This window comes from Maribacter sp. X9, from assembly GCF_048537565.1.
GTDB lineage: Bacteria > Bacteroidota > Bacteroidia > Flavobacteriales > Flavobacteriaceae > Maribacter.
Map to the genome: position 1 here is coordinate 3,886,661 of NZ_CP183215.1, position 14,731 is coordinate 3,901,391.

At 40.5% G+C, this 14,731-nt stretch carries 8 protein-coding genes; 4 read left to right on the top strand and 4 right to left on the bottom strand.

What is annotated here, in order from left to right; all coding sequences use genetic code 11:
- Positions 1-593: 593 nt before the first annotated feature.
- The 3 genes from ACNR9Q_RS16615 (at position 594) to ACNR9Q_RS16625 (ending at position 9,633) form a co-directional block, all read left to right on the top strand.
- Positions 594-6,452 (top strand): Calx-beta domain-containing protein, encoded by a 5,859-nt coding sequence (locus ACNR9Q_RS16615; protein WP_419212343.1) that lies wholly within the window; start codon positions 594-596, stop codon positions 6,450-6,452.
- 313 nt (positions 6,453-6,765) lie between these two features.
- Positions 6,766-7,668, top strand: a complete 903-nt coding sequence (locus tag ACNR9Q_RS16620; protein WP_419212344.1) for a type IX secretion system membrane protein PorP/SprF — start codon at positions 6,766-6,768, stop codon at positions 7,666-7,668.
- 18 nt (positions 7,669-7,686) lie between these two features.
- Complete coding sequence (locus tag ACNR9Q_RS16625; protein ID WP_419212345.1) at positions 7,687-9,633, top strand: OmpA family protein; 1,947 nt, start codon at positions 7,687-7,689, stop codon at positions 9,631-9,633.
- A 72-nt stretch (positions 9,634-9,705) separates the two neighbouring features.
- On the opposite strand, the gene ACNR9Q_RS16630 is transcribed toward ACNR9Q_RS16625, so the two are convergent.
- On the bottom strand, positions 9,706-10,254 hold the full coding sequence (locus tag ACNR9Q_RS16630; protein ID WP_419212346.1) for a ClpP family protease: 549 nt from the start codon (positions 10,252-10,254) through the stop codon (positions 9,706-9,708).
- A 713-nt stretch (positions 10,255-10,967) separates the two neighbouring features.
- Here ACNR9Q_RS16630 and ACNR9Q_RS16635 point away from each other — a divergent pair.
- Entirely contained in the window at positions 10,968-11,648 is a 681-nt protein-coding gene (locus ACNR9Q_RS16635) for a hypothetical protein (protein WP_419212347.1), read from the top strand.
- A 1-nt stretch (position 11,649) separates the two neighbouring features.
- Here ACNR9Q_RS16635 and ACNR9Q_RS16640 read toward each other — a convergent pair whose 3' ends face one another.
- The 3 genes from ACNR9Q_RS16640 to ACNR9Q_RS16650 form a co-directional block, all read right to left on the bottom strand.
- Positions 11,650-12,807, bottom strand: coding sequence for an MFS transporter (locus tag ACNR9Q_RS16640; protein WP_419212348.1), 1,158 nt, complete (start codon positions 12,805-12,807; stop codon positions 11,650-11,652).
- Positions 12,808-12,873: 66 nt separating this feature from the next.
- Positions 12,874-14,142, bottom strand: coding sequence for a kynureninase (gene kynU / locus ACNR9Q_RS16645; RefSeq protein ID WP_419212349.1), 1,269 nt, complete (start codon positions 14,140-14,142; stop codon positions 12,874-12,876).
- Between the two features lie 64 nt (positions 14,143-14,206).
- A complete protein-coding gene (locus tag ACNR9Q_RS16650; protein WP_419212350.1) occupies positions 14,207-14,677 on the bottom strand; it encodes a GNAT family N-acetyltransferase in 471 nt (156 codons plus the stop codon).
- Positions 14,678-14,731: the final 54 nt, after the last annotated feature.

Consider the following 14,731-nt stretch of genomic DNA (forward strand, 5'->3'; position numbering starts at 1 on the left):
CGATTCCTAGTTTTGAACCGTATATAAAAGAGACTATTCCGCGAGAGCGCCTATATATAGAAAACACCTTTTCAACGTTTTGAAAAGGTGTTTTTATTTAAACCGGATTTATAATATTCTATAACCCTAAAAATTAACGTTTATAATTTTTAAAATGTCAGTCATTCGCCTAAGCGAATGATTTCATCGACAAACCGAATTCCGGGTTTATGCCATATGCTTTTATCCTCTTTTTTTTAATCACAACTTCCAAAGAATGAAACAAATTTTAGAAAATTAGAGCGGCTTAATCAGAATTGAACATTAGAAATAATATTAATTATTTGATTATAAGTATGTTATATTTTTTATTTTGTCTTTTGATTTTGAAATATGAAAGAAAATCTAAAAACCAATAACCACAAGAATATTCACATACACAACAACAAATGAATAATTAGCAACATTTGGAGTTATTTAACATTAATACGTTCATCGAAAAAGGGCGTAGTATGACCATTAATTCTAGGATTGACCAGCAGTAAGGCTCTAGTTTTGTAAAGAATTAAGATCCCAAGTCTGTTCAAAATAGAATTATAACTTAACCAAATGTTATGAAGTTTGACTTTACTTCTAAAAATTTAGTTTTTCAAACTAAATTCAGTGCTAACAATTTATCAATTGTCGTTTTATTCCTTTTGATATTATCATCAACACAGCGTTTACTCGCACAGGAGACGTTCATAGATAATTTTGATACTAATAGCTACAACACTAATAATGGTACACGATTATTCTCTTCAAACTGGACTGAAAATGACCTAAGTGGCGGTGGCGCGACCTCAGGAAGAATTTCTATTTCTTCTGGTTCACTCGTATTTAAAAATTTGGACCATAATGACCGTATTGATAGAACGTTCAATCTTGCTGGGGCTACATCTGCAACTGCATCTATAGAGTTAAATTCCGGTCAAAGAGGTTCTGGAAGTTTAGGTATTCAGTTTTATAATGTACTGAATAATCACTGGGAAGATGTTGGTGAAATAAACTATAACGAAACAAACGGAAAGCTATCCTTTTCGCTTACTCCTGAATTCATCGGTACTAATTCCGGGGTACGTTTTTATAGTAAATCAGGAGCTTGGGGCTTCAACGATAAGATTACGTTAAACTATTTTAGGTTAGATACGACTATTCCAACAAGTACTACCAATGCACAGATCAAAAAAGAATTTAGACCTAGATTTTCCGATAACTTAAACGGTGATGTAACCTTCATAGCTAACACGGTTATTGGTACCGATGCAAAAGATCCCTATAATCTTAATGGTGGCAACCATTCATTGAATACAGTATTTGTTGATATTGATGATGATAATGACACTTTCAACTCCAGTAGTGCGGATTTGGCAAATCCAGACGTATCCAGTTGTTTACGGATCCGTAAGGCTTTTATGTATTGGGCAGCTTCAAATAAGGAATATGATGAGGATAAGGATACTGGAAATGGTGGTAAGGAGCCTAAATGGAGTTATAACAAGGTAAAACTGATGCTTCCTGGTGCTAATTCTTACATTGACATAACGGCAGATGAAACTATCTATAATGGCAGACCAGAGGAATTTGAGAATGCCCCCATAGTACTGATAAAAGATATTACCACAGAGGTAAATGCCTTATCCGATCCTTTTGGAACTTACCAAGTCGCAAATGTAAAAGCTACCGAGGGTAAACTTCGAAGCTACAGTAATTCTAATACAGGTACTTCAGGGGGGTGGCAAATTGTATTCATTTATGAAAGTTTTGATCTTCCGGCAAAGAACATTACCCTTTTTGATGGGTACGCCCATGTTACTCAAACAAAGAATTCCTTTGATATCAATTTTGATGGATTCCAAACCGTACCTACAGGCGATGTTAAAGGAAAAGTTCTGATCGGTGCCCTAGAAGGTGATCGTGATATTTCAGGAGATCAAATTCAACTTTTAAATACAAAAGATAATTGGACCAAACTCTCCACTGGAGAAAGGGAGGAGAATAACTTTTTCAATAGTAAAATCACGCGCAATGGAGGTCAATTAACCAACAGGAAGCCTGCAAGTCTTAATACCCTTGGTTTTGATGCCGCCCTTTTTGAACTTGACAACCCTAATAACATATTAATTGATAATGGCCAAACCTCTGCCAAAATCCGGTTAACGTCCAACCAAGAATCATACGGACTGTATCTTTTAGGATTAAGTATTGAGGTATATGAACCTAGTTTGGGTGCCTTGGGCCTTTCGTTGGCAAATTCAACGCCCCATATTGTTGACCCAGGTCAGTTAGTAGATTTTGATATTGCCATGAAAAATTATGGGAACGATGATGTTCAAAATCTTACCATTTCATGTGTCTTGCCCCCGCAATTGACTTTTGACAATGTTAGCTCCTTACCCCCAGGTATCACCCATACTTATGATCCAAGCGGTCTATTACTATTTTCGGTACCAGATGGGCTAACAGATATTAACTCTCCTTCGTATACCATAAGCTTTAAGGCCAAAGTCAAAGAACAATGCCCTTCATGCCAAGCTGATTTCAGTATACAGGCAATTGCAGAATATACAGGTGCCATTAACAAAGAAATAAAATATACAGCAAGTTCGGGAACCTTGGAAACCTGTGGTTTTGGAAATAACGACCCCACTCCCCTTACTATAAACTCGAGTGTAGTAATTAACGACGCTTCGGCTATAGAAGGTGATAAGATGACTTTTACGATTACCGCATCCCATGTGTATGAGTCAGACATAAATTTCAAACTTACCTACGCTCCGGGAACTGCAACTGAATCAGATTATTCCGGACCCACTTCCATAACATTACCTGCAGGGAATAATACGGTAAGTTTTAAGGTACTTGCTGTTAATGATGACTGGGTAGAGGCCACAGAACAAAACTTTACCGTAACCATTAGTGATCCTAGCGGTACCGCAAATATTTCGGATTCGGTTGGATCAGGAACGGTAACCGATACCGATATTGCTTCGATTACCGGGGAAGATTTCACCGTTACCGAAGGAGGAACCATACAATACAAATTTTTACTATCTACGGATACCAACGCTGACGGTGATTCATATGTGGGCATCGAAGATGCCTATTCCATTGACTATACGGTTCAAAAAAAACCCAATTCCACTTATCCTGCAACGGATGGTTTAGATTTTGAAAGTTTTAATGGTACGGCAACCTTTAAGGCAAACTCTCCTGCCGGTACAGCAATTATTATTGATATACCTACAAAAGAAGATATACTTATAGAGGCTACCGAAGAGTTTGAAATTGAAAAATTCCGGAGTAGTACCGAAACTGATAAATATGGTGTTCCAGCATCTAGGGTAGGTATTGATCCGGAGAAAAACACTCTAAAAATTATTGACAACGACAACATACCGGGAACTACCGGGATAACCTTCCAGAACGACGACATCACCGTGAACGAGGCGGACGGGACGGCGACCATAAACATGCTGCTCACCGGTAACGTCCAGGGTGGATTCTCCATCGATTACGCGACCGACAACGATTCGGCAGTCCAACCGGGGGATTACACGGCTACCGGCGGTACTCTGGCCTTTGCCGGAACAGACGGGGAAACACAACCGATTACCGTGACCATCATCGATGACAACATCATCGAGGCTACGGAAAGACTGTTCGTGAACCTATCCAACCTGTCCACCACCCTTATCCCCATTAACGATGGCCAGGGGAACATCAACATCACCGACAACGACAACATACCGGGAACTACCGGGATAACCTTCCAGAACGACGACATCACCGTGAACGAGGCGGACGGGACGGCGACCATAAACGTGCTGCTCACCGGTAACGTCCAGGGTGGATTCTCCATCGATTACGCGACCGACAACGATTCGGCAGTCCAACCGGGGGATTACACGGCTACCGGCGGTACTCTGGCCTTTGCCGGAACAGACGGGGAAACACAACCGATTACCGTGACCATCATCGATGACAACATCATCGAGGCTACGGAAAGACTGTTCGTGAACCTATCCAACCTGTCCACCACCCTTATCCCCATTAACGATGGCCAGGGGAACATCAACATCACCGACAACGACAACATACCGGGAACTACCGGGATAACCTTCCAGAACGACGACATCACCGTGAACGAGGCGGACGGGACGGCGACCATAAACGTGCTGCTCACCGGTAACGTCCAGGGTGGATTCTCCATCGATTACGCGACCGACAACGATTCGGCAGTCCAACCGGGGGATTACACGGCTACCGGCGGTACTCTGGCCTTTGCCGGAACAGACGGGGAAACACAACCGATTACCGTGACCATCATCGATGACAACATCATCGAGGCTACGGAAAGACTGTTCGTGAACCTATCCAACCTGTCCACCACCCTTATCCCCATTAACGATGGCCAGGGGAACATCAACATCACCGACAACGACAACATACCGGGAACTACCGGGATAACCTTCCAGAACGACGACATCACCGTGAACGAGGCGGACGGGACGGCGACCATAAACGTGCTGCTCACCGGTAACGTCCAGGGTGGATTCTCCATCGATTACGCGACCGACAACGATTCGGCAGTCCAACCGGGGGATTACACGGCTACCGGCGGTACTCTGGCCTTTGCCGGAACAGACGGGGAAACACAACCGATTACCGTGACCATCATCGATGACAACATCATCGAGGCTACGGAAAGACTGTTCGTGAACCTATCCAACCTGTCCACCACCCTTATCCCCATTAACGATGGCCAGGGGAACATCAACATCACCGATAACGACGGCGATCCGTCCACTTTGGGCGTACAGTTCGACGTGGCCTCCATCGACGTGGACGAGGCGGCAGGTACCGTGTCACTCGACGTGGTGCTCAACGCACAGGTACAGGACGAGTTCACAGTGGAATTCTATACCGTCGACGGTTCGACCATCGAGGGCAGCGACTACAACGGCGTACCGAGGAATACAAGTACCCTGACATTCGGGGGGACAAGTTCCAACACCCAGACCATCGTGATCCCGATCATTGATGATATTCTCATAGAAAATACGGAAGATTTCCATGTTATTCTCGAAAATATCTCTACTCCTCTCGTAGGTATCCTTACAAACGATACCGCCATAGTCAACATCATCGACAACGACGGTAACGAAGAATGGCCAACGGACATAACCATAGAAGCATGTGATACCGTTCCCGAGGCTTCTACAATTTCATCGGACAGTACCTGTCCTATAACGGTCACTTTCATAGAATCTATAGAAGGTCAAGATGATGAATGTGCCACCGAATATACCATAACTAGAACTTGGACGATTACAGATTGTGTAGGTAATATACGTGTACATACTCAAATAATTACCATAGAAGATACTGTGGCCCCTACTTTTGACCAATCACTACCACAAAATATGACCGTGGCATGCAACATGGTGCCAAATGCTGCAACACTTACGGCTGAGGATTCCTGTGATACCGATATCGTGGTCGACTTTAATGAGGTCACCACCAACAATGCAAATTGCGTAATGGGGTATACCGTAACACGTACATGGAAGGCTAGTGATTGTGCAGGCAATAGTGTTACCCACACTCAAGTAATTACGGTTGAACCGACCGGTGCTATTGTAAGCGGAGCTTATGAAGAAGAAATCACCATACTATGTGGCGATGACATCCCCGAAGTTCCTCAAATGGTATTCACAGGAGGTTGTGGAAATTATAATACAGTATTGGATGAACAAAACCAGACCGCATCAGATTCAGATGACTACATGATCATTAGAACTTGGAACGTGACGGATTCTTGTGGCAATACCGCTTCTTTTGAACAGATCATCTTTGTACTTCAACCACAGCTACAGGAGATAACCATTGAACTCTGTATCGAACAGGGAGCTATAGACCTTAGAAACTACCTACCTGAGGATTTTGACAATATCGGAACGTTCATGGTAATGGAAGGAAATGCGGTTCTCAGTGGTAGCATGTTCGATCCTATAAACCATTTACCTGGTGAATATAAAATCGGGTATAGTTCGACTAAAGGTACTTGTAAATACTATGTAGACTTTACCATAGTTGAGAATACTGATTGTGTGCCATGTGGAAGGGATGAAATTGAGATTTCCAAGGCCGTGACCGCTAATGGCGACGGAGTTAATGACTATTTTGAAATTAAGGGAGTAGAATTTTGCACCTTTAGCTTTGACATCATGATCTTTAACCGTTGGGGATCAAAGGTAGCGGACATAAAAGATTACCAAAACGATTGGGGAGGAGCATCACCCGATGGTTCGTTTGGACAGTCTGGAATGTTACCTACTGGTACCTATTACTATATTATTACGGCCACTGACAAGGAAACAGGCAAAATTATGGAGCCGTTCAATGGGTATATTTACCTAGGAACTGAATAGAAAATACCTTTGTAAATAAAGGAAATGCCTCAAGCCACTGGTTTGGGGCATTTACATTTCAATAGGGTTATTTAAATGGTATTACAACCAGATAGAACAAAATGAATTCCATGTAACTCAATTCTGTAAAAAAATCAAATATTTTCATCCGAAAAAAAAGTTAGTTCAACGAATAGTGTGTATCAGAACGAATAAGAACGGTCGTTGAGCGTAAAGTTTATCGATATCAACTACATGATACTACCTTTGAACCTGATAAGATTAACCTACTTATTTTTTAACATACAGCCTTAAAAGGCCAAATCCCAAATTCATGAAAAAAGCTAATCTCCTTTTAGCGGTAGTACTTTTTGTGGCGATTTCTGTAAATGCCCAGCAGTTGCCTCAGTTCACTCAATATATGTATAACACTATTTCTGTCAATCCTGCTTATGCGGGCAGTAGAGAAGCCTTGAACGTTACTGTATTACACAGAAACCAATGGGCAGGCCTGGAAGGAAACCCTAGAACCAGTACGTTCTCGATACATTCTCCTTTGAAAAACGAAAAGATAGGGTTAGGCCTTTCCTATATCAATGACCGGTTGGGATACGAGAATACCAATTATTTTTATGGGGATTTTTCCTATACCGTACCGGTCAACGAAGAAGTGAAAATGCGTTTTGGACTTAAAGGTGGATTTACCAATTATCACCTAGAGAACCCCGATTCTAATGACGCTTACTTCAACGCCAATTTCAATAGTTGGAACCCGAATTTCGGCGCTGGATTTTACATTGGATCTAATAGATGGTATGCCGGTATTTCATCCCCTAGAATATTGAACACCGATTTAAACCAGGGCGAGTTTCAAGCTTTGGAGCGTAACAGTTACTATGCCATTGGAGGCTTGGTATTCGACCTGTCTCACACGACAATTTTTAAACCTACGATAATCACAAAATTCACAAATGGAGCTCCTGCAACTTATGATTTTACCATCAACTTTCTGTTCAATGAGAAATTTTGGATCGGAACTTCGTACCGTGTCAACGATGCGTCAAACTTTGGTGCCATGATGGATTATCAAGTTTCCAAAGATTTTAGGGTAGGTTATGCTTATGATCTTCCCACCTCATCCATTAGACCTTACACAGGTGGCACACATGAAATTATTTTAATCTATGAATTTGCCAAGAAAGTAATGGGTCCTGTTAAATCACCCAGGTACTTCTAAAACCATAAAATCAATATCATGAAAAATTATAAAAATTCTTTACTATTGGTTCTATTATTTTTGATGGGCCAGGTAAGCATTGCACAATTCGCAGCGCAAAAAAAAGCAGATTACTTCTTTAGTAAGTTCTCTTACGCCAAGGCTATACCAGAATATGAAAAAATGATAGAGGGTGGTCTAAATACCGAATATGCCCATCAGCAATTAGCAGAGTGCTATTTATTGATCCGTGATTATAAAAAATCCATTCCTCATTTTAAGTTAGTCATCAATAATTCCTCATTGCCAACAGATTACTACTTTAAGTATGCCATGGCCCTTTATGCCAATGGAGATTTGGATGAGTCTGAGGTTTGGTTAAAAAAATACAAGAAGTATAATAAAAATGATTCCCGTGTTAACCGTTTCCTTAAAGATGGTAACATGGCATCGGTAGTTTTTAATAGTAGGCAACGCTATGAAGTAGAGCCCGTAACCTTCAATTCTACCGACAGCGATTTTGGAATATCAAGATTTAAGGGCAACCTCTATTTTGCATCCTCTAGAAGGGATGAAATAACCGGGGACACCTATGGCTGGAACGATGAACCCTGGTTAGATGTTTTTACGGTACAGGAGGACAACCCGTTATCGGTTCCAAAACGTCTAAAAGGCAATGTCAACTCAAAATTCCATGAAAGTTCGGTAGACTTTTCCACCGATTATAAGAACGACACCATAATGTACTTTACACGTAACAATTTTTATGATAAGAAAGAAGGGTATGGGGCATCTAACGAAATAAATTTAAAAATATATACGGCCAAAATGGTTGATGGCGAATGGGTAGAGAACAGTAATCTCAAGATCAATAGTGATTATTACTCTACAGGCCATCCCTCTGTTGACAAATCCAGAACGCGAATTTATTTTACTTCAGACCGCCCAGGGGGCTATGGCGGTACCGATATTTACTACGCCGACATCCATGAACGTGGTGGTATACAAACACCGGTAAATGCAGGCCCTATTGTAAATACCGAAGGAAATGAAATGTTTCCGTTCATTAATGAGGAAGGTAAGCTTTTCTTTAGCTCTGATGGTCATGTGGGCTTTGGTCAATTGGATGTCTTTTCCACCATTTCCGACGAAGACGGCAAAGTGGTCGATATCATCAACCTGGGTACGCCCATCAATAGTTCAAGTGATGATTTCGCCTATTTCGGTCTTCCTAATGGTATTGACGGTTATGTAAGTTCTAACCGTGAAGGCGGAATGGGAAGTGACGATATCTACAAATTCAAGTTTACTCCCGCTTTGGATGTTGAAGGATATGTCGTAGATGGTGTCAACAATAAAATGTTGGATAGCGTTCAAATAAAATTATACGATCAAATCACCAATACATTGGTGGCCCAGACCACTACTGACGAAAATGGCTACTACAGATTTCCCGTAAATCGAAAGACAACCTATATGATCGAAGCCGTTAGAAGAACACACCCACACAAGAACATTTACTTCAATACGTCCACTACGCCTAAAGCACAGAAGTTATTACGACAAGACATTGTTCTTGATCCAGTATTGGATCTTAAATTATTGGCCAACCTCAACAAAATCTATTTTGATTTCAATAAAAGTGATATACGACCTGATGCGGCAAAAGAGTTGGACAAGGTTATACGGGTGATGAACAATACCTATCCAGATATGGTCATCAAACTAGAATCACATACCGATCCAGTAGGAAGCAATGAATATAACGACGACCTATCGCAAAGACGTGCAAAATCGACCTATGAATATATGATAAATCATGGAATTTCAAAAGATAGGATTATATCCTATAAAGGTTTTGGTAAGCGTATGCCTATTAATAAATGTACCGGCAAAGAGGATTGTACCCCAGATGAACTTGAGCTGAACAGAAGAACGGAATTCCCGATCGTTCAAATTAAAAGAGGAATTTTAGCTTTCAACTAAACCATAACAACCAGCCATAAAAAAGTCCTTTACACAATGCGTAAAGGACTTTTTTTATATCTAGATCTTAACTTATTTCATAATACCATCTACGATACCGTATGTAATGGATTCTTCAGCATTCATCCAATAATCCCTATCAAAATCCCTTAGCACCTTTTCAAAATCCTGACCACAGTTATCGGCCAAAATTTTGGCACTTAGTTCTTTTGTCTTAATGATTTCACGTGCCTGAATCTCTATATTGGAAGCTTGCCCACGAGCACCCCCACTTGGCTGATGAATCATTACCTGTGCATGCGGTTGTATAAACCTTCTACCTTTCTTACCTACGGATAATAGAATTGAACCCATTGATGCCGCTAAACCGGTACAGATTGTAGAAACCGGACTCTTTAAGGATTTAATGGTATCGTACATGGCAAAACCAGAAGTCACATAACCACCAGGGCTATTGATATACAGCTGAATCTCTTTACTGCTCTGCATGTCTAAATACAATAAGCGATCGATAACATGTTTTGCAGAATCATCGTCTACCATACCCCATAGGAATACCTTTCTTTCCTCCAACATCTTTTCATCAATGGCTTCCTGAATTTTTCCTTTTTTAGCACTCATATTTTAAATTTAATTATCTACAACAAAATTAATGAATTAATCGGGAAACAAATGCGGCTTTGTTCAATGGAATTTTGAATCATTTTTTACAGGAAAAGATGATGTTCCTCAAACCCCAACCCTATTCCTCTAGTACAACCGTTTTCTCTACTCCCTTTTTTATGGTGATACCTACTTTAGCGGTTTTAATCTTAATAATCATCAAATATTATCAATGGCTTCTACATTACTGTGAAGCTTTCCCATTTTAAATCTTATTTAAAGTGCACTTGATTCACTGTTCAAAATACGCTTTAATTATTTAATCGATTTACATAAAAATTATAGATGAACGAAAACAACCTGGTCGAGAAATTGTACGCTTTTTTTCAACAAACCCAATTCCACAAGCGCTATTAGAAAAATATCCTACCCTAAATCTTCGCCCCCTATGTTAGGTTTTACGAATCTCTGATTTTTACAATAGTGCCTTGCAGATCCATTATAATGTATATCGAATAAATGGGTAACTTTTTTATACCATTATTTTTAGAACCAGCACAGCATTTGACTATGATTATGAACGTATTGAAAATAGATTTCGTACTGAATTCATCAACGTCAGTTACAAAACAAAGTCTTTTAAGAAATGTCACTACTGTTGATCCTTTACTAAAAATAAAAGTAGGTTAACGGTTGTGTAATTGATATATTTGGTTAAAAATGTATTTAAAATGAAAAAAGCACTGCTCCTTGCCATGGTTCTTATAAGCCTTGTAACCAGTTGTAAATCTGATAAAAAGCAGCCAGCAACTAAAAATGAAACCCCCAAAGAATTAAGTATTTTGGAGAAAGTTGCGAATGCACATGGATACCAAAACTGGAAAGATGTATCCAGTATCAAATTCACCTTCAACGTAGACCGCGATTCTTCACATTTTGAACGTACTTGGTTATGGAAAACAGGTTCTAATGATGTCACCATGATGACCAGACAGGATACGATTACATACAACAGAAAAACCGTAGATAGTACTATGGTCAGTACCGATGGCGGTTTTGTTAACGATAAGTTTTGGCTACTAGCTCCTTACCAATTAGTTTGGGATCAGCATAATTTCAAGTATGATCTTACTGAAAAAGTTGAAGCGCCTATCGCCAAAACACCCATGCACAAATTGACCATCGTCTATTCAAACGAAGGCGGCTATACCCCTGGGGATGCCTATGATTTTTATTTTGGCGATGATTATATCGTTAAGGAGTGGGCCTATAGAAAGGAAAATCAGGCAGAACCTAATATGGTCACTACATGGGAAGATTATAAAGACATGAAAGGTCTTAAGATCGGAACTATGCACAAACGTCCGGATGCCAACTTTTCACTTTACTTTACAGGGATTGAAGTAGAGTAGATCAGCTAGGATTTGTTTTCTTCCTCTTTAATAAAAAAGTAAAAAGCAGAATCAAAAATCCACAACTCAAAAGCACTGAAAAGCTTCGTATTAAACCATAATTTTCGGCCAAAAATCCTAAAATTGGGGGTGCACATAAAAACCCGGCATAGCCCGAACCAGCAATAAAAGCGATTCCCTGTGAAGAATCGACACCCTTTACATTTCCTCCAATTCGAAAAACCTCAGGTACGATTACCGAAAAACCCAGGCCATTTAGCGCAAACCCTATTATGGCCATATAACTTTCACCAGAAAGTACAAAAAGATAGCCCAAAATCGCAAGCACTGCCGCAATTGAGACCATTTTCATCGAACCTAACTTCCCGCTGATACCGTCGCCCAAAAAGCGGCCCACGGTCATGGTAATTTGAAATCCTAAAAATCCTACGCCCCATAAGGCTTCCGGGGCCAAAGTGACTTCCTTTAAATAGAGTCCGCTCCAATCTACAATTGCCCCTTCACTTCCCATGGCTACAAAAGAAATCAGGCCGAGCAATAACAAGGGTCGGAATAGATTGAGATGAAAGGGCTCTTTCTCCTCTATAGGTGCTACTTCATTCACATAATTTTTATAAAAAAGAACATTGATCCCAATGACCAAGGTAACAACCATCAACATATGGAGTACCGGGTTCCCCAACGGGCCGATCAAGAAACTACCCAATCCTGCCAAAACACCTCCCAAACTGAAAAACCCATGGGAGGCCGCCATAAATTTCACCCTATCCTTCTTTTCAATTTCTGTCACTAAAGTGTTCATGGATATATCCGTGAGTCCATTTGCGGTCCCAAAAAGAAATAGGGCCGCCATTAGCATATAATAACTTGGCGCCAATAATGGCAGCAAGGAAGCTATAGAACTCAACAGCACACAATACCATGTTAATTTACCGACTCCAATTTTATTGATCAGGGTCGAAGCAAATGGAAAAACACAAAAGACACCTAAGGACAGAAAGAAAATGGCAAATCCTAATTGGGAATTATCTATTTTCAATGCTTCCTTTACCGTGGGGATATAGATGGCCCAAGTACCAAAAAGAATATTAATGCTGGCAAAAACCCATGAGGGGCCAAAATATCTCGCATTACCTAAAATAAGCCGTAATGATTTCATTGGTCAAGTATTGGATGTTGGTATTAAACTCAATTAGAACTATAGTTGGTAACTAGGTCGTACGATTTACTTGGCTAAAATTCCGGCCTTTAATACTTGTCCAAAACGATACATATCTTCGTAGGAACAATAAAAAGGGGCCGGTGCCAAACGGATAACATTCGGTTCGCGCCAATCGGTTACTACGCCATTTTCCATCAAATAATTGAACAAGGACTTTCCTTGACCATGTAAAAAAACCGACAATTGACAACCTCGATCCTTTGGTGTGATGATCTCAAAAGAACCATCCACCTCTTTATCTATCTCGTGCAGAATAAACTCTAAATAAGAAACGATTTTGATGCGTTTTTCAATCAAAACAGACATCCCCACCTCCTCGAACATAGTGAGCGAAGCCAAATAAGGGGCTAGGGATAAAACTGGAGGGTTACTTATTTGCCACGCATCTGCATTTTCCATAGGTTCAAACTCCGGTTTCATTAAAAAGCGAGTGTCCTTTTTTGTACCCCACCAACCTTCAAATCTCGGAATATCCTTTTTATTCAAATATTGTTCGTTCACATAGATACCAGATGCATTACCCGGACCACTGTTCATATACTTATAACTACACCATGATGCGAAATCGGCATTCCAATCATGCAAATTCAATTCTACATTTCCAACGGCATGGGCCAAATCCCATCCTACCATGGCCCCTGTCGCCTTTCCGGCTTTGGTAATGGCTTCCATGTCCATCACCTGACCGTTATAATAATTCACGCCTCCAATAAGCACAAGAGCCAGCTCGTCTCCCAATTCATTAATTTTTTGAAGGATATCTTCAGTTCGCCAATGATGTTCCCCATCCCGTTTTTTTACTTCTACGATAGTTTCGTTAGGATCTAAACCGTGAAAGCGCACTTGACTTTGAAACATATACTGGTCGCTCGGAAACGCCTTTTCTTCACACAAAATTTTAAACCGGGTGGCGGTCGGCCTATAAAAAGAGACCATAAGCAAATGAAGGTTAACCGTTAAGGTGTTCATAACCGAGACTTCTTGCGGTAACGCACCCACTACTTTAGCCAAGGGCACGGCCAGTTGCTCATGATAGTCCCACCATGGTTTCTCAGCGTAAAAATGCCCTTCGACGGCCAATTCGGCCCAATCTTTCATCACCTCATCAACAAATTCCTTGGTTCGCTTAGGTTGTAAGCCAAGTGAATTTCCCGTAAAATAAATCACTTCTTTCCCGTTTATTTTTGGAAAAATAAACTCGTCCCTATAGGCCCTTAAGTTGTCATCTGCATCCAAAGATTGGGCAAACGCCAACGTATTTTTAAATTCCATCTTTAATTTTTTATAAAAGTAATCATAAGCCTATAAACCAAGGGTCTCATTTTAAAATTGAACGTTATCCTTCTGTTCGTAACCGCATTTCAACAATATGTTTTTTAAAACCTACTTTTTCATAGGCCCGTAAAGCAGGTTCATTGGCATCATACACCGTGAGCCGTAGTTCAAACAACCCTTGTTCTTTGGCCCAATGCTGCAGGGTACTTATGATTTTTCCATTGATTCCCATGCCCCTATATGCAGGATCGGTATACATAAAACCGAGATAGGCATAGGTTTCATGTTCCAGATAGTGTCGTGCCTGTTTTTCTAAAGCATAGCCCGTGGCGACTATGGTATCCCCATCACAGGCTACAACTACGATTGCCCTTGGGTCAGTTCGTAAACTTTCCAAATCATAATACGTTACTTCTTCTTCTTTTATGGTAGGGTCGAAAGGTCGTTCCGCTCGAATAACTTCCTGTTCACATTTTAATAGTATGGTTAAATCATTGGCCGTAGCCCTTCGTATGGCTATAGTTTCTTTCATCGATCACTAATTAGAAGGCATTAAATTAAGGCTTAAAAGGTTATTTTTGCAAAA

Coding starts and splice junctions, on each gene's coding strand:
- ACNR9Q_RS16615 (WP_419212343.1), top strand. CDS start 594: ATGAAGTTTGACTTTACTTCTAAAAATTTAGTTTTTCAAACTAAATTC.
- ACNR9Q_RS16620 (WP_419212344.1), top strand. CDS start 6,766: ATGAAAAAAGCTAATCTCCTTTTAGCGGTAGTACTTTTTGTGGCGATT.
- ACNR9Q_RS16635 (WP_419212347.1), top strand. CDS start 10,968: ATGAAAAAAGCACTGCTCCTTGCCATGGTTCTTATAAGCCTTGTAACC.
- ACNR9Q_RS16630 (WP_419212346.1), bottom strand. CDS start 10,254: ATGAGTGCTAAAAAAGGAAAAATTCAGGAAGCCATTGATGAAAAGATG.
- ACNR9Q_RS16640 (WP_419212348.1), bottom strand. CDS start 12,807: ATGAAATCATTACGGCTTATTTTAGGTAATGCGAGATATTTTGGCCCC.
- ACNR9Q_RS16625 (WP_419212345.1), top strand. CDS start 7,687: ATGAAAAATTATAAAAATTCTTTACTATTGGTTCTATTATTTTTGATG.
- kynU (WP_419212349.1), bottom strand. CDS start 14,142: ATGGAATTTAAAAATACGTTGGCGTTTGCCCAATCTTTGGATGCAGAT.
- ACNR9Q_RS16650 (WP_419212350.1), bottom strand. CDS start 14,677: ATGAAAGAAACTATAGCCATACGAAGGGCTACGGCCAATGATTTAACC.